The 18,331-nt window shown below is 72.6% G+C and carries 19 protein-coding genes; 10 read left to right on the top strand and 9 right to left on the bottom strand.

The features are described 5' to 3' along the window. Positions 1–20: 20 nt before the first annotated feature. Together M8C13_RS31230 and folP are read right to left on the bottom strand one after the other, a co-directional pair. Positions 21–650, bottom strand: a complete 630-nt coding sequence (locus M8C13_RS31230) for a nitroreductase family protein (RefSeq protein ID WP_252484416.1) — start codon at positions 648–650, stop codon at positions 21–23. Beyond that, positions 647–1,492 carry a dihydropteroate synthase gene (gene folP / locus M8C13_RS31225; RefSeq protein ID WP_252484338.1) on the bottom strand — a complete coding sequence of 282 codons (846 nt, stop codon included), beginning with the start codon at positions 1,490–1,492 and terminating at the stop codon, positions 647–649. The genes M8C13_RS31230 and folP overlap by 4 nt, the downstream gene beginning before the upstream one ends. A gap of 186 nt (positions 1,493–1,678) precedes the next feature. On the opposite strand from folP, the gene M8C13_RS31220 reads away from it, so the two are divergent. Next, positions 1,679–2,665, top strand: coding sequence for a GGDEF domain-containing protein (locus M8C13_RS31220; protein WP_252484337.1), 987 nt, complete (start codon positions 1,679–1,681; stop codon positions 2,663–2,665). Here M8C13_RS31220 and M8C13_RS31215 read toward each other — a convergent pair. Together M8C13_RS31215 and M8C13_RS31210 are read right to left on the bottom strand one after the other, a co-directional pair. Continuing rightward, positions 2,662–3,870, bottom strand: a complete 1,209-nt coding sequence (locus M8C13_RS31215) for a glycosyltransferase (RefSeq protein WP_252484336.1) — start codon at positions 3,868–3,870, stop codon at positions 2,662–2,664. The genes M8C13_RS31220 and M8C13_RS31215 overlap by 4 nt on opposite strands. 125 nt (positions 3,871–3,995) lie before the next feature. After that, positions 3,996–5,030, bottom strand: a complete 1,035-nt coding sequence (locus M8C13_RS31210) for an LLM class flavin-dependent oxidoreductase (RefSeq protein ID WP_252484335.1) — start codon at positions 5,028–5,030, stop codon at positions 3,996–3,998. Positions 5,031–5,080: 50 nt separating this feature from the next. Here M8C13_RS31210 and M8C13_RS31205 point away from each other — a divergent pair, with 50 nt between their 5' ends. The 4 genes from M8C13_RS31205 to M8C13_RS31190 all read left to right on the top strand — a co-directional run bounded on the left by M8C13_RS31205 (position 5,081) and on the right by M8C13_RS31190 (position 9,627). Continuing rightward, on the top strand, positions 5,081–6,661 hold the full coding sequence (locus M8C13_RS31205; RefSeq protein ID WP_252484334.1) for an FAD-dependent oxidoreductase: 1,581 nt from the start codon (positions 5,081–5,083) through the stop codon (positions 6,659–6,661). Between the two features lie 217 nt (positions 6,662–6,878). Then, positions 6,879–7,346: a hypothetical protein gene (locus tag M8C13_RS31200; RefSeq protein WP_252484415.1), complete on the top strand. Its 468-nt coding sequence runs from the start codon at positions 6,879–6,881 to the stop codon at positions 7,344–7,346. Beyond that, positions 7,343–8,431, top strand: a complete 1,089-nt coding sequence (locus tag M8C13_RS31195) for an MAB_1171c family putative transporter (RefSeq protein WP_252484333.1) — start codon at positions 7,343–7,345, stop codon at positions 8,429–8,431. The genes M8C13_RS31200 and M8C13_RS31195 overlap by 4 nt, the downstream gene beginning before the upstream one ends. A gap of 41 nt (positions 8,432–8,472) precedes the next feature. Further along, entirely contained in the window at positions 8,473–9,627 is a 1,155-nt protein-coding gene (locus M8C13_RS31190) for an NAD(P)/FAD-dependent oxidoreductase (RefSeq protein ID WP_252484332.1), read from the top strand. Here the strand turns inward: M8C13_RS31190 and M8C13_RS31185 are convergent. Continuing rightward, the gene (locus tag M8C13_RS31185; RefSeq protein ID WP_252484331.1) at positions 9,621–10,016 is read right to left on the bottom strand and encodes a YbjN domain-containing protein; all 396 of its coding nucleotides are present in this window, start codon (positions 10,014–10,016) and stop codon (positions 9,621–9,623) included. The two genes, M8C13_RS31190 and M8C13_RS31185, sit on opposite strands and share 7 nt — an antisense overlap. 121 nt (positions 10,017–10,137) lie before the next feature. Between M8C13_RS31185 and M8C13_RS31180 the strand changes: the two genes are divergently transcribed. Further along, entirely contained in the window at positions 10,138–10,785 is a 648-nt protein-coding gene (locus tag M8C13_RS31180) for a nitroreductase family protein (RefSeq protein WP_252484330.1), read from the top strand. Positions 10,786–10,811: 26 nt separating this feature from the next. Then, positions 10,812–11,594 (top strand): cyclase family protein, encoded by a 783-nt coding sequence (locus M8C13_RS31175; RefSeq protein WP_252484329.1) that lies wholly within the window; start codon positions 10,812–10,814, stop codon positions 11,592–11,594. On the opposite strand, the gene M8C13_RS31170 is transcribed toward M8C13_RS31175, so the two are convergent. Beyond that, on the bottom strand, positions 11,544–12,287 hold the full coding sequence (locus tag M8C13_RS31170; RefSeq protein ID WP_252484328.1) for an SDR family oxidoreductase: 744 nt from the start codon (positions 12,285–12,287) through the stop codon (positions 11,544–11,546). The two genes, M8C13_RS31175 and M8C13_RS31170, sit on opposite strands and share 51 nt — an antisense overlap. Before the next feature lie 114 nt (positions 12,288–12,401). On the opposite strand from M8C13_RS31170, the gene M8C13_RS31165 reads away from it, so the two are divergent. After that, a complete protein-coding gene (locus tag M8C13_RS31165; RefSeq protein WP_252484327.1) occupies positions 12,402–12,797 on the top strand; it encodes a helix-turn-helix domain-containing protein in 396 nt (131 codons plus the stop codon). On the opposite strand, the gene M8C13_RS31160 is transcribed toward M8C13_RS31165, so the two are convergent. Both M8C13_RS31160 and M8C13_RS31155 read right to left on the bottom strand, forming a co-directional pair. Further along, positions 12,794–14,173, bottom strand: coding sequence for a PLP-dependent aminotransferase family protein (locus M8C13_RS31160; RefSeq protein WP_252484326.1), 1,380 nt, complete (start codon positions 14,171–14,173; stop codon positions 12,794–12,796). The genes M8C13_RS31165 and M8C13_RS31160 overlap by 4 nt on opposite strands. Then, the gene (locus M8C13_RS31155) at positions 14,166–14,624 is read right to left on the bottom strand and encodes a carboxymuconolactone decarboxylase family protein (RefSeq protein WP_252484325.1); all 459 of its coding nucleotides are present in this window, start codon (positions 14,622–14,624) and stop codon (positions 14,166–14,168) included. Before M8C13_RS31155 ends, M8C13_RS31160 begins: the two co-directional genes overlap by 8 nt. 125 nt (positions 14,625–14,749) lie before the next feature. Between M8C13_RS31155 and M8C13_RS31150 the strand changes: the two genes are divergently transcribed. Then, positions 14,750–16,228 carry an MFS transporter gene (locus M8C13_RS31150; protein WP_252484324.1) on the top strand — a complete coding sequence of 493 codons (1,479 nt, stop codon included), beginning with the start codon at positions 14,750–14,752 and terminating at the stop codon, positions 16,226–16,228. Here M8C13_RS31150 and M8C13_RS31145 read toward each other — a convergent pair. Beyond that, positions 16,197–17,012 (bottom strand): alpha/beta fold hydrolase, encoded by an 816-nt coding sequence (locus tag M8C13_RS31145; protein ID WP_252484323.1) that lies wholly within the window; start codon positions 17,010–17,012, stop codon positions 16,197–16,199. The genes M8C13_RS31150 and M8C13_RS31145 overlap by 32 nt on opposite strands. A gap of 178 nt (positions 17,013–17,190) precedes the next feature. Between M8C13_RS31145 and M8C13_RS31140 the strand changes: the two genes are divergently transcribed. After that, complete coding sequence (locus M8C13_RS31140) at positions 17,191–18,327, top strand: serine hydrolase (protein WP_252484322.1); 1,137 nt, start codon at positions 17,191–17,193, stop codon at positions 18,325–18,327. Positions 18,328–18,331: the final 4 nt, after the last annotated feature.

Here is an 18,331-nt window from a genome sequence, read left to right as displayed (position 1 = left end):
GAACTCTTGAAAGAAATCGCTCACCAACGGTCAAAATGCAGCACGTCGGACAGCGGCTGGCGCGCCGCGCGCCGGAAGTCCGTGCCGACAGCGTAGGCGGTGGGTATCAGCGCCGCCTGACGGACATCCTCGGGCAGTCCGAGCAGCTCGGCGATCTCGGTTTCAAACGCCAGGTGCAGGGTGGTCCACGCGGTGCCCAGGCCCCTGGCGCGGGCGGCCAGCATGTAGCTCCAGGCCGCGGGCAGGATCGAGCCCCACAGCCCGGCCTGGTTGCCCGCAGGCAGCTCCGGCACCCGCAGGCACGGGATGACCAGCACCGGCACCTCGCCCATCTTCTCGCCCAGGTAGGCCACGCTGCTGCCCACCCTGGACTGCACCTTGGCCCGTTCCGGATCCTCGGCGAACAGCTTGCCCGCCGCGCCGCTGGACTCCAGGTACCCGGCCACCGCGCGCCGGTAGAACTCGCCGATCGCGGCCCGCTGGGCCCGGTCGGTGACCACCAGCCAGTGCCAGCTCTGCCGGTTGCTGCCCGAGGGCGCCTGCAACGCGATCTCCAGGCACTCCTCGATCAGCTCGCGCGGCACCGGGCGGTGCAGGTCGAGGCGCTTGCGGACCGAGCGGGTGGTGGTCAGCAGCTCGTCTGGGCTCAGGTCGAGGGTGGACACGCCAGCAGCGTAGCGACGGTGTCGAGCACCGTCCGGGTGCGGGCGACCTGGTGCGCCCGGAACACCGCGGCCCCGGCGTGCGCGGCGATCGCGGTGGCGGCCAGCGTGCCGTCCACCCGCTCGGCCAGCGGCACCCCGAGGGTCTCGCCGACGAAGTCCTTGTTGGACAGCGCCATCAGCACCGGCCACCCGGTGCCGACCAGCTCGTCCGCCCGGCGCAACAGCTCCAGCCCGTGCCAGGTGTTCTTGCCGAAGTCGTGGGTCGGGTCGATCAGGATGCCCGCCCGGGGCACGCCTTGGCGCACCAGGCTTTCCGCCCGCCGCGTGGTCTCGGCGACCACCTCGCCGACCAGGTCGGCGAAGCGCACCCGGAACGGGCGGTGCCGCGGTGTCAGCCCGCCGGTGTGCGAGCAGACGAACCCGGCGCCGAACTCCGCGGCCACCTCGATCAGCGCCGGGTCGGCCGCCGCCCAGGTGTCGTTGATCAGGTCCGCGCCCTCGGCGCAGGCCACCCTGGCCACCTCGGCCCGCCAGGTGTCGATGCTGATCACCACCTCGGGGAAGCGGGCGCGCACCGCGACCACGAACGGGACCGTCCTGGCGATCTCCTCGGCCACCCCCACCTCGGCGCCGGGCCCGGCCTTCACGCCGCCGATGTCGATGATGTCCGCGCCCTCGGCCACCGCCTTGGCCACCGAGGCCATCGCGGCCTCATCGGCGAAGTTGGCCCCACCGTCATAGAAGGAGTCGGGGGTGCGGTTGATGATCGCCATGATCATGGCGCCGTTCCTGGCGACCCGGCGCCCGCGAAAGCTCAACTCCACCACGTGCCCAGAACTATCACACGCACCTGACAACCAGTGCTGACGCGATCCGCACGCTGGCTATCACCCAGTCGAGTGATCACCCGGTTGAACGTGATTTCACCCGCTTACGCATGATCTCCTCGCCTACTGGAGCTGGTACAAACACCCCACCGAGTGCTGATTACCAAACGGAGGGCTGGCCCAGTCATGACCGCGCCCGGTTCGAGCGCCGATCCCGTGGACCCGGCCTGCCAGTCCTGCGGCCACGCCGCCACCGACCGCCTGACCGGCCTGCTGGACCGCTGGGGCTGGGACGAGCGGGCCCCGGCCGAGCTCGCGCAGGCCGCCGCGCAGCGGGACTCGCTGGCGCTGCTGGTGATCGACATCGACCACTTCAAGCGGTTCAACGACCGGTTCGGGCACATCGCCGGGGACGCGGTGATCAAGGCGGTGGCCGACACGGTGCGCCGCTGCACCAGGGAGACCGACGTGCTCGGCCGCTACGGCGGGCACGGCGGCGACGAGTTCCTGGTGCTGCTGCGCCAGACCGACGCGGCCGAGGCGCTCTCGGTGGCGCACCGCATCCGCACCGGCGTGCGCGCGATCGCGGTGGACGCGCCCAGCACCGACGGCGGCATCATCCGGCTGGACAAGGTGACCACCTCGATCGGCGTGTGCGCCAGGGTGCCCGCGCCGGAGGAGGACCTGACCGCGTTCGTGGTGGCCGCCGACGCCGCGCTCCAGGTGGCCAAGCAGGCGGGCCGGGACCGGATCCGGCTGGCCGAGGACTCCCGCACCCCGCTGCCGGTGCCGCTGGCCAGGCACCGCGCGGAACCGGTGACGCCGGTCCGGCGGTACGTGCCGGTGCTGGTCGGCCTGGGCTCCGCGCTGGCCGCCTTCGCCTACATCGTGGCCTTCGCGCCGCCGCCGGAGCGGGAGGAACCGGCGATGGCGGCCGCGCAGCTCGCCCCGGCCACCCCGACCACGCCCTCGGTGGAGACCACCGTGATCGTGGTGACCACGGTGATCGCCCCGCCACCGCCCGCCCCACCGCCGCGCCCGGCGAGCAAGGCGGCCCCGGCGAAGAAGAAACCCACCACCAGCAAGCCCCCGCCGACCACCACGACCACCGAGCAGAAGCCGCTGGTCGACGTCTGCCTGATCATGCGGCAGATGATCGGCCGGGGCTGCTAGCCGATCAGCAACCGAGCGGCGACCAGGGTGCCGTCGGTGCGCACCTGACCGGCCACCTCCTTGGCCCGCGCGGCCACCTCCGGCCGCAACACCTGGGTGAGCGCCTCGATCAGGGAGTCCGTGGTCGGCACTCCCCTGGCGTGCGCGAAGCCGACGCCGAGGGCCTGCACGCGTTCGGCGAAGTAGTGCTGGTCGTACATCTGCGGCACGATCACCTGCGGCGTGCCGGCCTGGGTCACCGCGGTGGTGGTGCCGGAACCGCCGTGGTGCACCACCGCGGCCAGCCGGGGGAACAGCGCCTGGTAGTTGACCTCGTCCACGGTCAGGCAGTCCGGCTCGCCGGTCAGGGCCAGGTCGGCCCAGCCGCGGGAGATGACCGCCCGGCGGCCGAGCGCCCTGGCCGCCTTGAGCAGGGCGTGGCCCAGCTCCGGCGGCGCGGCCATGCTGCCGAAGCCGAAGAACACCGGCGGCTCCCCCGCCGCCAGGAACTCCTCGACCTCGGCGGACAGCGGCCGGTCGTCGGCCATGGTCCAGGCCCCGGTCTGCACCACTTTCAGCTCCGAGGGCTCGGGCCACGGCGCGAGCACGGGATCAGCGGCCAGCCAAGGCGAGTCGGTGAACATGTGGTCGCGGACCTCGGTGACCGACGGCAGGCCGAGCCGGGCGCGGTGGATGTTCAACGGCTCCCGCCAGAGCTGGTTCACAAATTCCGCGTTCTCCGCCCACAGTGCCCGGAAATCCGCCCCTTCGGCCGACGGGTGCTGGCCGAGGCTGTCGAATGGCGCGGGACCGTGGTGCGGAGAAGGCAGCGTGGTCGGACCGTAGGCGATGTAGACGTAGCGAATTCCCCGGTGTTCGGCCACCGAGCGGGCCGCGATCTGCAACGCCGACCAGGCCACGATGACCTCGCAGTCCGCCGCCGCCTCGGGCAGCGCCTCGAACTGGCTGGCCACCGTGGCCGCGATCATCTTCCGCCGCTGCTCAGCGGTGGGTGGCGCGGGCCTGACCTCGGGCTCGGCCTTGACCTGCGGCCGCAGTTCCGGCCCGACCGGGAAGAACGGGAACCCCAGGGACTCGATCCACTCGCGGTAGTCCGGCGGCGCCGCGATCCGCGCCTGGTGACCCAGTTCGCGCAGTCGCACGGCCAGCGCCACCACCGGCTGGACGTCACCGCGCGACCCGATTGTGGACAGCAGCGCACGCATGACAAAACCCCCTTGGTAAAGGTGAATGCGCGCAGTGGCACGCACAGCGCGAAATCATGGACCAGTACCGGGGCCTTGCCACAAGTCCCCCACCGCACTATAAGTTCCAATGGGGCGGGAAATCCCTAGTTCGTGAACTCCTTCCGGACGCGGGGCAGCACCTCGGTGCCGAGCAGCTCGATCGCCTTCATCACCTGGTGGTGCGGCACCCCCGACCAGTCCATCTGCATCGCGTACCGGTCCGCCCCAACCAGCTTGCCCACGCTGATCAGCCGGTCGGCCACCTCCTCCGGGCTGCCGGTGAACAGCGCGTTCGCGTTGTCGGTGTAGCCGTCGTAGTCGGCCCTGGTGGGCATCGGCCAGCCGCGCGCCCGCGCCCCGTACTTCATGGTCTGCAACCAGTACGGGTAGAAGATCTCCTTGGCGTCCTGGGAACGAGGCGCGATGAACCCGATCGCGCTCATGGTCACGTGCAGGTCCGCCGGCGCGTGCTCACCGGCCTCGCCTGCCTGGCGGTAGAGGTCCACCAGCGGGGCGAAGCGTTCCGGTTGGCCGCCGATCACCGCATAGACCACGGGCAGGCCGAGCACCCCGGCGCGGATCGAGGACTCCGGGTTGCCGCCGGTGCCGATGGAGATGCGCAGCCGCCGCCGGTACGGGCGGGGCAGCACGCGCACGTTCTTCAGCGGCGCGCGGTACTTGCCGGACCAGGTCAGCGGGTCCTCGCGGTCGATGCGCAGCAGCAGCGCGAGCTTCTCCTCGAACAGGTCGTCGTAGTCGCCGAGGTCGGCGCCGAAGAGCGGGAAGGACTCGGTGAAGGAGCCGCGCCCGGCCAGCAGCTCGGCCCGGCCCTGGCTGAGCTGGTCCAGGGTGGTGAACTGCTGGTAGACCCGCACCGGGTCCTCGGTGCTGAGCACGGTGACCGCGGAGCTGAGCGTGATCTGCTCGGTGATGCTGGCCGCGGCGGCCAGCACGGTGGCCGGGTTGGAGATCGCGTACTGGTCCAGGTGGTGCTCGCCGAGGCCGTAGAAGGACAGGCCGAGCTCGTCGGCCAGCTTGATCCGCTCCAGCTGGTTGGCCAGTGCGCGCGCCACGGAGACCTGCTCGCCCGTCACCGGGTCGGGGCTGCGGTCGCCGAAGCTGTAGATACCGAGTTCCATGGGTACTGCAACGTTCCGGCGGGTTAACCGATTCCAGGCAGGTGCGGGCCATGATCGACCAGGCGGATGTGGTGGTGGCGGGCTCCGGCGCGGCCGGGCTTTCCGCGGCGCTGGCCGCGGCCGTGGGCGGGGCCTCGGTGCTGCTGCTGGAGGGCAGCGCGTGCTGGGGCGGCACCACCGCGGTCTCCGGCGGGCAGGCGTGGGTGCCGGACAACCACCGGATGGCCGAGCTGGGCGTGGCCGACGACCGGGCCGAGGCGCTGACCTACCTGCTGGGCCGCACCGCCGGGCGCGAGCCGGGGCTGGCCGCCGCGTTTGTGGACGGCGCGCCGCGGATGGCCCGGTTCGTGGAGGAGCACAGCCCGATCCGGTTCACCGCGATGAGCGTGCCGGACTCCTTCGCCGAGGCTCCCGGTGGCCGTTCGTCAGGCCGGAACATCGAGGTCGCGCCGGTGGCGCTGGGTGAGCTGGGCCGGGCCGAGGAGCTGTTCTGGCCGCCGCCGTACCCAATGGTGCTGACCAACGAGGAGGTGATCGGGCTGGGCCTGGTCAGCGGCGGCGAGCTGCCCTCGGGGCTGATGGAGTACCGGCTGGCCAACGGGCAGGTCACCCTCGGGCAGGGCCTGGTCAGCGGGCTGCTGCACGGCTGCCGGGCGGCCGGTGTGCGGCTGCGCAAGGGCCAGCCGGTCACCGGTCTGCTGCGCTCCGAGTACGGGGTCACCGGTGTGCGCACCCCGTACGGCGAGGTCGGCGCGGGCGCGGTGGTGCTGGCCTGCGGCGGGTTCGAACACGATCCGGACATGGCCGCCGGGCTGCTGCACGGGCCGTTCACGCACCCGGTGTCGCCGCCGGTCAACCGGGGTGCGGCGATGCGGCTGGCGGCGCAGGCCGGGGCCGCGCTGGCGCACCTGGGCGAGGCGTGGAGCTGGCCGGTCAGCCAGGGCTCGGCCTGGCCGGATGGCACGCCGCGGCCGGAGCTGGTGATGGCCGAGCGGATGCTGCCGCACGTCATCTGGGTCAACCGGGCCGGGCGGCGGTTCGTCAACGAGTCCAGCCACAACGCCGCCCTCGCCTTCGCCGGCGCCGACCCGGCCACCGGCCTGCCTGCCAACCAGCCCGCCTGGGCCATCGCGGACGCCGCCTACCGCGCCCGCTACCCCTTCGCCGGGGCCTACCCTGCCCAGCCGCTACCCGACTACGTGGCCCAGGCCGACACCCTGCCCGACCTCGCCGAGCAGCTCGGCATCTCCCCGGACGCGCTGGCCGCCACCGTCTCGGACTTCAACGCACACGCCGGCCAGGGCCGGGACCCGGAGTTCGGCCGCGGCGAGACCGCCTACGACCGCCACGGCGGCGACCCCGCGGCCGAGCACCCCAACCTCGGCCCGCTCACCGAACCCCCGTTCCTGGCCATGCCGGTGCTGCCCGGCCTGGTCGGCACCAAGGGCGGCGCCAGGGTCGACGGGCATGGTCAGGTGCTGGACTGGGACAACGAGCCGATCCCCGGCCTGTACGCGGCGGGCAACGCGATGGCCGCGGTGATCGGCCCCGGCACCGTGTCCGCGGGCGCGACCATCGGCTCCGCGCTCACCTGGGGCTGGCTGGCCGGCTCGGCCATCGCGGGCCACTGAGGGCCGGTGACCGTCTCATGTGGACCACCACCGGGCGCGCCCGGTCCGCCGCCGCCAACCGGGTGGCAGTCGCCGCCGCCACCGGCCGATGCCGACCGGCCCGGTGCAGGTCAGCGGCGTCGGCAGCCGGGCGGTTCGCGCGCACCACATCAGACATGCTGGCGTGCCCTCCACTCCGGTGGATGTTGCTGGCACCATGGCGTCCGTGCCACGGCTGGTGAACGAACGCAGGTTGCGCCAGGAGTGTCGCCGGTTGCTGGAGGAGCTGGGCATCCGGCCGCCACTGGACGTGCGGGAGCTGTGCCGCCTGGTCGGCAGGCGGCGCGGGCGGCCGATTCACCTGACGCCGCACCGGTTCCCGGCGCCCGGCCCGTTCGGCGCGTGGACCGCGGGCGCCGAGGCCGACCACATCTACTTCCAGGCGCAGACCTCCACGGTGCACCAGGACCACATCATCCTGCACGAGCTGAGCCACCTGCTGGCCGGGCACGAGCCGACCCCGGCGGAGGCGCTGTTCCGGCGCACCTGCTACGACACCGCGCAGGAGTACGAGGCCGAGGCGGTGGCCACCATCATCCTGGAGTGGTCCGCGGTGGCCGCGCGGATCAGCGCGGGCGAGTCCAGCAGCCTGCCCGCCCAGCGGATCAGCCGCAGCCTCTCCGGTGAGCGGGTGGGCTGGTTGTGAGCGCGATCTACCCGGTCGCCACCTACCTCACGCTGGGCTGGGTGCTGTTCCTGCTGGCCCGCCGCCCGCACGACATCCGGCTGCGCGCGATCGTCGGCGTGGTCCTCTGCTGGGCGCTGGCCTACCCGTTCCTCAAGCTGGCCAACGCGCACGCCACCTTCGCCGGGATCTCGCCGATGGGCTCCCGGTTCGTCCAGCACTCGCTGACCCTGGCCGCGGTGAACTGCCTGATCGTGTTCTTCCTGCACTCCGCGCTGGATGAGGAGGTGGCCCGGCGCCGGGCCCGCTGGTGCCTGGTGCCGCTGGGCATCGCGATCACCGTGCTGGGCGTGGCCGCCGCGCTGACCCCGCCCGAGGTGGACACCAACGACCAGTCGGTGACCCCGGTCGCGGTGTTCTTCGTGATGTCGCTGGCCTACGTGATCTTCGGCTTCAGCGTGGCCTGCTTCTGGACCCTGCGCTACGCCCGCGGCGCGGAACCGCGGCTGGCCATGGGCCTGCGGCTGGCCGCGGTCGGCCTGGCCGGGATCGTGGCCGCGGACCTGGTGTTCCTGCCGACGGTGCTGCTGCGCTGGTCCGGAGCCGAAGTGCCGCGCTGGTTCGTCGACACCGGGATCACCCTGGTGCTGCTGGGCATCCTGCTGTTCCTGGCCGGGGTGTGCTACCCGGCGGCGGGCATGCGGCTGGCCGGGCTCGGCGTGTGGTGGCAGCACCTGCTGCTGTACCGGCGGCTCCATCCACTGTGGACGATCATGCACGAGCGGTTCCCGCAGGACACGCTGGACTCCTTGCCCGCCAACACCCTGCGCGAGCTGTACGGGCTGCGCGGGGTGCACCGCCGCTACTACCGGCGGGTGATCGAGTGCCGGGACGGGCTGGTGCGGATCAGCCCGTACCTCAGCGGCGTGCGGCGGCAGGAGGTGCCGCTGGCCGAGCAGCTGCTGGCCGCCCTGCGCGCGCACGCGGCGGGCATCCCGGCCGCCGAGCACGCGGTCCCGCTGGCCATCCCCAGTGCGGAGGGCCTGGAGGCGGATGTGCGGGAGTTGGTCGCGCTGTCGGACGCGCTGCGCACCGGAGGGCGCTAGCGTGAAGCGGTGACTGACTGACGTTGGCGTAGGGGGGCGCGATGACCGAGGCAATCATCATCGGCGGCGGGATCGCCGGTCCGGTGGCGGCGATGGCGTTGCGGCGGGCCGGGATCGGCGCGACCGTCTACGAGGCCTATCCCAGCGGCGCGGAGGACATCGGCGCGTTCATGTCCATCTTCCCCAACGGGGTGGACGCGCTGGCCGCGATCGGCGCCGAGCACGCGGTGCTGGACCACGCCTTCCCGGCCAGTGGCCTGGAGTTCTTCAACGGCAACGGAAAACGCCTGGCCGCGATGCCGCTGGTGCCCGGCCCGCAGACCATCACCCGCACCGCGCTCTTCCGCGCCCTGCACGCCGAGGCGGCCCGGCGGGAGATCCGGATCGAGCACGGCGCGCGGCTGACCGGGGCGGGCATCGAGCCGGACGGCCGGGTCACCGCGCACTTCGCCGACGGCCGCAGCGCCACCGGGGACCTGCTGATCGGCGCGGACGGCGTGCACTCCACGGTGCGCACCCTGATCGACCCGGCCGCGCCGTCGCCGCGGTTCCTCGGCCTGCGCACCATCTGCGGCTACGCGCCGGTGCCCGCCGAGCCGGGCGTGTACCGGATGACCTACGGCCGCAAGGCTTTCTTCGGTTGCACGGCCAGCCCGGACGGCGAGACCTGGTGGTTCGCCAACGTGCCCGGCCCCGAGCTCACCCGCGCCGAGCTGCGGGAGACCTCGGCGGCGCACTGGCGGGACCACGCGGCCGGGTTCTACGCCCGCGACCGCGCCGGGGTCGCCGAGCTGATCAGGGCCACCACCGGCCGGATCACCCCGAGCAACTCCTACGACCTGGCCAGCCTGCCCCGCTGGTCGGCCGGACCGATGATCGTCATCGGCGACGCCGCGCACACCGCCGCGCCCAACGCCGGCCACGGCGCGTCCATGGCGATGGAGGACGCGGTGGTGCTGGCCCAGTGCCTGCGCGACCACCCGGTGCGGGCCGCCTTCGCCCGCTTCGAGGAGATCCGGCGGCCCAGGGTGGAACGCCTGGTGGCGACCAGCGCGCGGATGGGCGGCCGGGCCGCGCCGGGACCGGTGAAACGCCTGCTCCGCGACCTGATGCTGCCTCGCCTGCTGGCCAAGCGCCCGCGCAACTCCTCGGCCTGGCTGACCGAGCACCACATCGAGTGGGGGCAGGTTCAGTAGTCGTCGTCCTCGCCGGAGAACTGCTCCTCCAGCTCGTCCGCGGTGGCGGCCAGCAGGCTCAGCGGCTCGGTGAACTCGTTGAGGTCCAGGTTCTCCAGCGGCAGGGTGTGCCGCAGCACCACGTGCTCACCCATGATCACCACGCCACCGGCGACCGTGTTGTGCCCGACCTCCACCAGCAGCGCCCGCAGGTCCACGTGCCCGACCTGCCCGCACGGTGAGGCGATCTGCACCCACTCGTGTTTCCGGTCGAGCGTCTCCCGGCCGATCAGCACGGTCTGGCTGCGGTCGTCCTCGAACCGCACCAGCAGCCGCAGCTCGTCGGGCCGCTCCTCGACCACCTTGTAGGCCGACCGGACGTAGCTGACCAGCTCGTCCCAGCTCGCCACGATGTCCCTCCCCTGCCCCGGAAACACTTTGTCGCCGAGCCTAGTGCCCCATGATCTATTCCCGCCGTTCCACTCTCCGGGATCACGCTGCCGGGGCAACCCGCGCCCGGATACTGGCCGCATGACCGAGCTCACCGCGCACGAGGTGCTCACCACCACGCGCACCGTCCGCCGCCGTCTCGACCTGGAACGCCCGGTCGACCTGGACCTCATCCGCCAGGCCCTGACCACGGCGTTGCAGGCGCCCAGCGGTTCGAACGCCCAGAGCTGGCACTTCCTGGTGATCACCGACGCCGACCAGCGCGCGGCCGTCGGCGAGTACTACCGGCGCGCGGCCGAGGCCTACTTCGACACCCCGGAGTCCGCGGGCAACCAGCCGCACCCCGACCCCAACCGCCAGCGCACCCAGCAGCGGGTGCGCACCAGCTCCGAACACCTGGCGCGGAACATGGGCCGGGTGCCGGTGCTGGTCATCCCGGCCATCGAGACCCCGGACCGCACCGAGCTGCCCGCGGGCAACCAGTCCGGTCTGTGGGGCTCGATCCTGCCCGCGGCCTGGAGCTACATGCTGGCCGCGCGCAGCCTCGGCCTGGCCACCGCCTGGACCACCCTGCACCTGAAGTACGAGCGCGAGGTCGCCGACCTGCTCGGCCTGCCGCCCACCGTGCACCAGGCCGCGCTGATCCCGACCGCGCACTACACCGGCGAGGGCTTCAAACCCGCGCCGCGCCAGCCGCTGGAGCAGGTGCTGCACCTCAACCGGTGGTGACCAACCGGCTGGACCATGATGTCGGCATGCGCACCTTCGTCGACATCTCGGTCCCGCTGATGAGCGGCATCGCCTCCGACCCGCCCGGCTTCACCCCGGAGATCACCTACCTGGACCACCAGGAGACCGCGGCCGATGTCATCTCCTTCTTCCCCGGCGCGAAGAAGGAGGACCTGCCCGACGGCGAGGGCTGGGCCATCGAGTGGGTGCGGATGACCACCCACTGCGGCACCCACCTGGACGCGCCCTACCACTTCGCGTCCACAATGGACGGTGGGCAGCGGGCGATCACCATCGACGAGGTGCCGCTGGAGTGGTGCCTGCAACCCGGGGTGAAACTGGACTTCCGGCACTTCCCGGACGGCTACGTGGTGACCCCGGCCGACATCGACGCCGAACTGGCCAGGATCGGCCACACCCTGAGCCCGCTGGAGATCGTGGTGGTCAACACCAGCGCGGGCACCCGCTACGGCCAGCCGGACTACGTCTCCACCGGTTGCGGCGTCGGCCGCGCCGCCACGTTGCACCTGCTGGAGCAGGGCGTCCGCCTCACCGGCACCGACGCCTGGAGCTGGGACGCCCCGTTCGTGCACACCGCCAAGCGCTACGCCGCCGAGGGCGACCCCTCGGTGATCTGGGAGGGCCACAAGGCAGGCCGCGACATCGGCTACTGCCACCTGGAGAAGCTGCACAACCTGGAAGCCTTGCCCGCCACCGGTTTCCAGATCTCCTGCTTCCCGCACAAGGTGCACCGCGCCTCAGCGGGCTGGACCCGGGCGGTCGCCATCATCGACACCCCGGAGACCTGAGCCGGAGCTCGCGGCGACGAGGGCGCGGAACGCATCGAGGTCCCCGATGACCTCTTCGGCCCGCTCCCGCCGCCGGTAGGACTCGTAGTAGCGGTCGCCGATCCGGTCCGGGTCGGCGACCGGGTCGCCGGGGATGACCCCGGAGGCGATCGTCACCGTCGCCACGTGGATGCCCTCGGGCCGCAGCTCGGCGTGCAGGGTGTGCGCCCAGTTGCGCAGTCCGGCCATGGCCAGGCCCACGTTGGCCAGGAACGGGGCGGGGACCGCGGCGGAGACGCCGGTGGTGAGCAGCAACGTGCCCGCGCCGCGCGCCCGCATGTCCGGCAACACCGCCGCCACCGCGGTCACCGCGCCGAGCACGTGCAGCTCGAACTGCTCGGCGGCGGAGGCGACCGTGGTCCGCACCGCGCCGGTGATCGCACCGGTCGGACTGGGGCTGAACTCCAGCACGTCGACCGGCCCCAGCGCTCGCCCGGCCTGGCCGAGCGCGTCGGTCAGCGCGGCGCGGTCCCTGATGTCGGCGGGAAAGGCCGCGGCGGTCACGCCGAGCCCGGTCAGCTCGCCGACCAGGCCGTCGAGCGCCTCGGCGTTCCTGGCGATCAACCCGACCCGGAACCCGCGACGGCCGAACGTCCGCGCCACCCCCATGCCCAACCCCGGACCGGCACCGACCACGACCAGAGTTCTCGCCACCCCAACCCCTTCCCGCCATCACGGCTACTGTTCGTTCGCAAGCACATGCTTTGGCACCGGCGGTCCGGCGGCAAGACGGCACATTCCTGTCGGTGACGCACACGGAGGTAACCATTGGCGACTCGCGAACCCGCCGCGACGGATGAGCAGGCGTGCCGTCAGGTGCTGGGGATCCTCGGCCTGGTCGGCGACAAGTGGACCATCCCGGTCATCGGGCGGCTCCGCGATCAAACGCTGCGCTTCAGCGAGCTGCACCGCGCGGTCACCGGCATCTCACAGCGAATGCTCACCCTCACCCTGCGGCAGCTCGAACGCGACGGCCTGCTGACCCGCACCGCGCACCCCAGCGTGCCGCCCCGGGTCGAGTACACCCTCACGCCACTGGGCCGCGCGCTGCTGGACGCGGCTGAGGGCCTTGGCGAATGGGCCGAGGCGCACCGGCACGAGATCGGCGACAACCAGCGCCGCTACGACGAAGTTCAGGCGCGGCAGGCACAATCGCCGGTCTAGCGGAGGGTGTGCAGCAGGGTTTGCAGGGTGCGGCGCCAGGTGTGCGGGGCGGGGGTGGCGAAGCCGAGGACCAGGGCGGCGGGCGGCGTGCCGGGCTGGTCGTGCCAGTAGCCGAAGGCGTGCATCCCTTGCAGCAGCAGGCCGTTGGCGCGAGCGGCCGCGACCAGCTCGGCCTCGCGTTCGGCGGACTCCAGTGGCAGCAGGGTTTGCAGGCCTGCCGGGATTCCGTCCACTGTGGACTGAGTGGCGGCTTCGATCGCGGTGACCAGCTCGGTGCGGCGCCTGCGGTAGGCCAGGCGGGCACGGCGGATGTGGCGGTCGTAGTCGCCTTGCCCGATCAGGTCGGCCAGGGCCAGCTGGTCCACCGACGGGACGGCCGCGCCCAGGGCGAACAGCTGCTCGCGGACGGGTTGGCGCAGCGCGGGTGGCAGCACCAGCCAGCCGATCCGCACGCCGGGGGCCATGGTCTTGCTGGTGCTGCCCGCGAAGACCACCCGGTCCGGGGCCAGCGCCTGCAGCGCGCCGACCGGGCGCTGGTCGTAGCGGAACTCACCGTCGTAGTCGTCCTCGATCAGGTAGCCGTCGACCCGGTTCGCCCAGTCCACAAAGGACTGCCGGCGGGCCGGGGTGAGCACGCAGCCCTTGGGGAACTGGTGGTTCGGGGTGAGCAGCGCGGCGCGGGCCTCGCCCGGCAGGTCGGCGGGGTCCGCGCCGTGGGCGTCCACGGTGAGCGGGGCGGTGGTCAGACCGGCCGCGGTCAGCCACTGGCGGTGCCAGGGCAGGCTGGGGTCCTCGGTGGCGATGGTGCCGATGCCCAGTTCCCGCAACACCCTGGCCAGCACGGCGAGGCCGTGGCTGAAGCCGCAGGTGACCACGACGGCGTCCGGGTCGGCGCGCACGCCGCGGGTGCGGGCCACGTAGTCGGCGAGGGCCGCGCGCAACCCGGGCAGGCCGCCGGGAGCGCCGTAGTCGAAATCCATCCGGCCCGCGGTGCTCAGCGCGCGCCGGATGCTGGCGGTCCACGCGGTGCGCGGGAAGGCGCTGATGTCCGGGCGACCGGGCCTCAGGTCCAAAGTGGACGGTGGTGGCGTGGCGGGCGGGACGGCCGCGGCGTCAGCCCCCGGGGCGACGCGGGTGCTGGAGCCGCCGCTGCCCACCAGCCAGCCCTCGGCGATGAGCTGGGTGTAGACCTGCACCACCGTGCCCCGGGCGAGCCCGAGGTCCGCGGCGAGTCGGCGACTGCCGGGCAGGCGCGCGCCGGGTGCGAGGCGGCCGGAGCGGACCGCCTCGCGCAGCGCTTCCTCCAGTGAGCGGCCGACCCCGCCCTGGCTGCGGCGGATGCCGCCCAGGTGCAGGTCCAGGCCGGGATCACGCATCCAGGAGCTTTCGGCCGCTGGGCACCGCGAGCCGGTTGTAGGCGTTGATCACCACGATCATCCACATCACCGCCTGGTACTCCTGCTCGCTGAACACCGCGGTGGCGCGCCGGTACATCTCCTCGGGCACCTCCCTGGTCTCGGCCAGCCGGGTGACCTGCTCGGTCAGCTCCAGCGCGGCACGCTCCTGCTCGGTGAACAGCTCGGTCTCCCGCCAGGCGTTGAGCAGGAAGATCCGGCGTTCACTCTCCCCCTGCTTGAGCGCCTCCTTGGTGTGCAGGTCGATGCAGAAGGCGCAGCCGTTGAGCTGCGAGCCGCGGATCTTGACCAGCTCCAGGATCTTGGCGTCCAGACCGGCCTCGCGGGCGGCCTTGCTGACGTGTCCGGCGGTTTCGAGCAGGGACTTGTAGGCGGCGGGGATTCCGGTGTTGAGCGCGATTCGTTCGGTCACGAGCTCCACGCTAGGCCCGGTCAGCCCCCGTCCGCTGGACCGGTTGACGACCGGTTCCCTGTACCAGTCGGCTTGACTCCGCAAAGTGTGAGTGATTAATTACTCACACTTTCCCGGAGGTGAACATGACCGGCAGAACCGGTCCCCTGGTGGTGCTCGCGACCGCGCAGTTCCTGGTCGTGCTGAGCACCTCGATCGTGAACGTGGCCCTGCCCGCGATCCGCACCGGACTGGGCTTCGACCCGGCCGGACTGTCCTGGGTGGTCAACGCCTACGGCCTGGCCTTCGGCGCGCTGCTGCTCCCCGGCGGACGCCTCGCCGACCTGGCAGGCAGACGCCGCCTGCTGCAAGCCGGACTGGTGATCTTCACCGCATCAGCGCTGCTCGCGACCCTGTCCTGGTCACCGGCGGTGCTGATCGGCGCACGCGCGGCCCAGGGCGTCGGCGCGGCCCTGCTGGCCCCGGCCGCACTGTCCCTGGTGCTCACCCACTACCCGCAACCGGCGGCCCGCGGCCGGGCACTCGGCGTGTGGGGCGCGGTCTCCGGCGCGGGCGGCGCGGCCGGGGTGCTGCTGAGCGGAGTGCTGACCGAGGTGGGCGGCTGGCGGTCGATCTTCGTGCTGATCGGGGCCGCCGGGCTGGTGACAGTGCTGGCGGTGCCGAGGGTGGTGCCGGCGGACCAGCCAGGCAACGGCGGACGGCTGGACCTGGTCGGCACAGTCAGCGTGACCGGCGGGTTGGTGGCACTGACCTACGGTCTGGCTGCCTCGGGGGTGGCACGGTGGGTAGGACTGGCGGTGGGGGCAGGGTTGCTGGCGGTCTTCGTGCTGGCCCAGCGACGGGTGGCGGAACCGTTGGTCGCGCCCAGGGTGGTACGGATCCGGTCGGTCGGACTGGCGAACCTGGTGATGCTGGCGCTGGGCGGGTTGTGGGTGGGCCTGTTCTTCTTCCTGCCGCTGTACCAGCAACAGGTGCTGGGGTACTCGGCGCTGGTGGCGGGGCTGACGCAGCTGCCGCTGGCGGGGGCGATCATCCTGGGCTCGGCAGTGGCCGGTTGGGTGGGGCGGGCCGGGCGGAGTGAGCAGGCCGGGAGCGGCGGGCGGGCGGCGCTGGCCCGGAGCAGCGGGGCGCGGGGCGGCGAGGCGCGCGGGAAGAACGGCGGCAGCGGGGCAGGCGGCAGCGCGGCGCGGGGCAGCGGCGGGACGGGCGACAGCAGCGCGGCGCGGGGCGGGTTGCGCGCCTGGGCGGCGCCGGTCCTCCTCCCGGCAGCGCTCGCCCTGGTCACCGCCGGCCTGATCTGGTTCGGCCGCGCCCCGGCGCACGGCGCCTTCCTCCCCGACCTGCTCGGCCCCTCCCTGCTCACCGGCCTCGGCCTGGGCCTGGCCTTCGTCCAGCTCACCGCCCTGGCCAGCGCGAACGTCCCCACCTCCGACTCTGGCCTGGCCAGCGGGCTGATCAACACCACCCGCCAGGTCGGCGGCGCGCTCGGTCTGGCCGGACTGACCGCGCTGGGCGAGGACTTCGGCCTGATCTTCACCGCCGCGGCCGGGATCGGCGGGCTCGCGCTCCTGCTCAGTCTTGTGCCCGCAGGAACCCGTCGATGAGCGTGTTCACCGTCTCCGGCACCTCCAGCGCGGCCAGGTGCGCGGCGTTGTCCAGCACCACGAACCGCGCGCCGGGAATCGCATCGGCCATGGCCCGGGTCTCGGCCACCGGGAAGGTCGGGTCCTCCACTCCCGCGACCACCAGCACCGGGGTGCGGATCAGGCCGAGCAGCCCGCGCTGGTCCGGGCGGCGCGGCACCACGCTGGTCACCGCCCAGGTCACCGAGTTGACGTTTGCCCTGGTCAGGGCGGCGCGGATGGCGGCGACGGTGTGGGGTCTGGTGCGGCGGGAGGTGGGGCCGAGGAAGGCGCCGATCACCGAGGGGACCAGGGGTGCGCGGATGCCGCCCATCAACCTCGCGATCCGGGTGAGCAGGGCGTACTCGAGTCGCTGGCGCAGGCCCGCCGGGGAGGCGGTGCAGTTCATCAGCACCGCGGCGCCGATGCGGTCCGGGTGCCGGGCGGCGAAGGTGCCGCCGATCATGCCGCCCCAGGAGTTGCCCACGAAGTCCGCCCGCGGCAGGCCGAGGTGGTCCAGGACCTGCACCACGCAGGTGGCGCATTCGGCGAAGGTGAACTCGCGGGTCAGTGGCTGGCTGGCGCCGTGGCCGGGCGGGTCGATGAGCACGACCTGACGGGTGCCGGCGAAGTACTCCGCCTGGGCTGTCCACAGTGCACTGTCCATCAGCAGGCTGGGCCAGAACAGCATGGCCGGACCGGCGCCTGCCTGGCGGATCCGCAGGCGGCCGAGCACGGTCGGCACGTACACGTCCACTAGTTCCACCGGAACCTCCTGCCGCCGAGGTGGCGGCGAGACTACTGGCGTAGTTGGGCCATTGCCCACCTGCGACAGGCAGAACCACCCCGCTGACCCCGGTTCCCTGGCCAGAATCTGCCTTGCCGGACGGCCTAGCAAGGGGGCCGGGCCGTCCGGCACCGCTGACAACAGACAGGACAGGGATATGTCGAGGACGAAGCTGCGCCGGTTCGGCGTGGGGGTGGTCGTGCTGGCCGCGGTGGGCGGGCTGACCGCGCCTGCCGCGGTGGCCGCCGAGCCGCACGCGGCCACCCAGGCCGCGGTGGACCAGCACCGGCTGAGCCGGGCCGCGATCGGCGGCGGTGCGACCGTGCGCGATGGCGAGACCATGTGGAGCGTCACCAGCGGCACCCGGATGCTGGGGCAGAACCTGCCGGTCGGCGCGGAGCACAAGGTGCGCACCGGCAGCCTGGCCAAGACCTTCACCGCCGCGATGATCTTGCAGCTGGTCGACGAGGGCAAGCTCAGCCTGGACGCCAAGGTGGAGCGATACCTGCCGGGTGTGGTGCAGGGCAACGGTTACGACGGCAACACCATCAGCCTGCGCCAGCTGCTCAACCACACCAGCGGCATCTACGACTACGTCACGGTCGCGCTGACCAACCCGCAGCTCCAGCTGCGCCAGTTCACCCTGGCCCAGGTGGCCGCGCTCGGCCTGGCCAACCCGCCCTACTTCGCGCCGGGGCAGGGCTGGCGCTACTCCGGCACCAACTACATCCTGCTCGGCATGATCATCGAGGCGGTGACCAAGCGGACCTACCCCGAGGAGCTGGCCACCCGCATCGTCACCCCGCTCGGCCTGACCAACACCTTCGTCCCGGCGGGCACCAAGGCGCTGCCGCCAGGGCACGTGCGCGGCTACATCGGCCGCGGCCTCTACGTCGATGTCACCCAGGTGTTCGAGCCGAGCCTCGGCGGGTCCAGCGGCGGCATCGTGACCAGCGGCGCGGACGCGACCAAGTTCTACCAGAGCCTGCTCGGCGGCAAGATCGTCTCACCGGCGCGGCTGGCCGAGATGCTCACCCCGCACACGATCCCGAACGCGCCCGAGTACGGCATGGGCATCATGCGCATCCCGCTGCCCTGCGGCGGCGAGGCCTGGGGCCACGACGGCGTCTGGCCGGGCTACCACTCCATGGCCGCGGCCGGCACCGACGGCCGCGCCGCGTTCGTCACGGTCAACAACCTGGACCCGGCCGAGCTGGCCGGCGCCTCCTCCTCCGGCACCCCGGCCAGCCAGCTGGTCGAAGCCGTGAAGACCGCGCTCTGCGACCGCGGCTGACCGT

This window comes from Crossiella sp. SN42, assembly GCF_023897065.1.
In the GTDB taxonomy this organism is placed as follows: domain Bacteria; phylum Actinomycetota; class Actinomycetes; order Mycobacteriales; family Pseudonocardiaceae; genus Crossiella.
This window is presented reverse-complemented; position numbering and strand designations above follow the sequence as displayed.

Coding starts and splice junctions, on each gene's coding strand:
- M8C13_RS31220 (WP_252484337.1), top strand. CDS start 1,679: ATGACCGCGCCCGGTTCGAGCGCCGATCCCGTGGACCCGGCCTGCCAG.
- M8C13_RS31215 (WP_252484336.1), bottom strand. CDS start 3,870: ATGCGTGCGCTGCTGTCCACAATCGGGTCGCGCGGTGACGTCCAGCCG.
- M8C13_RS31210 (WP_252484335.1), bottom strand. CDS start 5,030: ATGGAACTCGGTATCTACAGCTTCGGCGACCGCAGCCCCGACCCGGTG.
- M8C13_RS31205 (WP_252484334.1), top strand. CDS start 5,081: ATGATCGACCAGGCGGATGTGGTGGTGGCGGGCTCCGGCGCGGCCGGG.
- M8C13_RS31190 (WP_252484332.1), top strand. CDS start 8,473: ATGACCGAGGCAATCATCATCGGCGGCGGGATCGCCGGTCCGGTGGCG.
- M8C13_RS31180 (WP_252484330.1), top strand. CDS start 10,138: ATGACCGAGCTCACCGCGCACGAGGTGCTCACCACCACGCGCACCGTC.
- M8C13_RS31175 (WP_252484329.1), top strand. CDS start 10,812: ATGCGCACCTTCGTCGACATCTCGGTCCCGCTGATGAGCGGCATCGCC.
- M8C13_RS31160 (WP_252484326.1), bottom strand. CDS start 14,173: ATGCGTGATCCCGGCCTGGACCTGCACCTGGGCGGCATCCGCCGCAGC.
- M8C13_RS31150 (WP_252484324.1), top strand. CDS start 14,750: ATGACCGGCAGAACCGGTCCCCTGGTGGTGCTCGCGACCGCGCAGTTC.
- M8C13_RS31140 (WP_252484322.1), top strand. CDS start 17,191: ATGTCGAGGACGAAGCTGCGCCGGTTCGGCGTGGGGGTGGTCGTGCTG.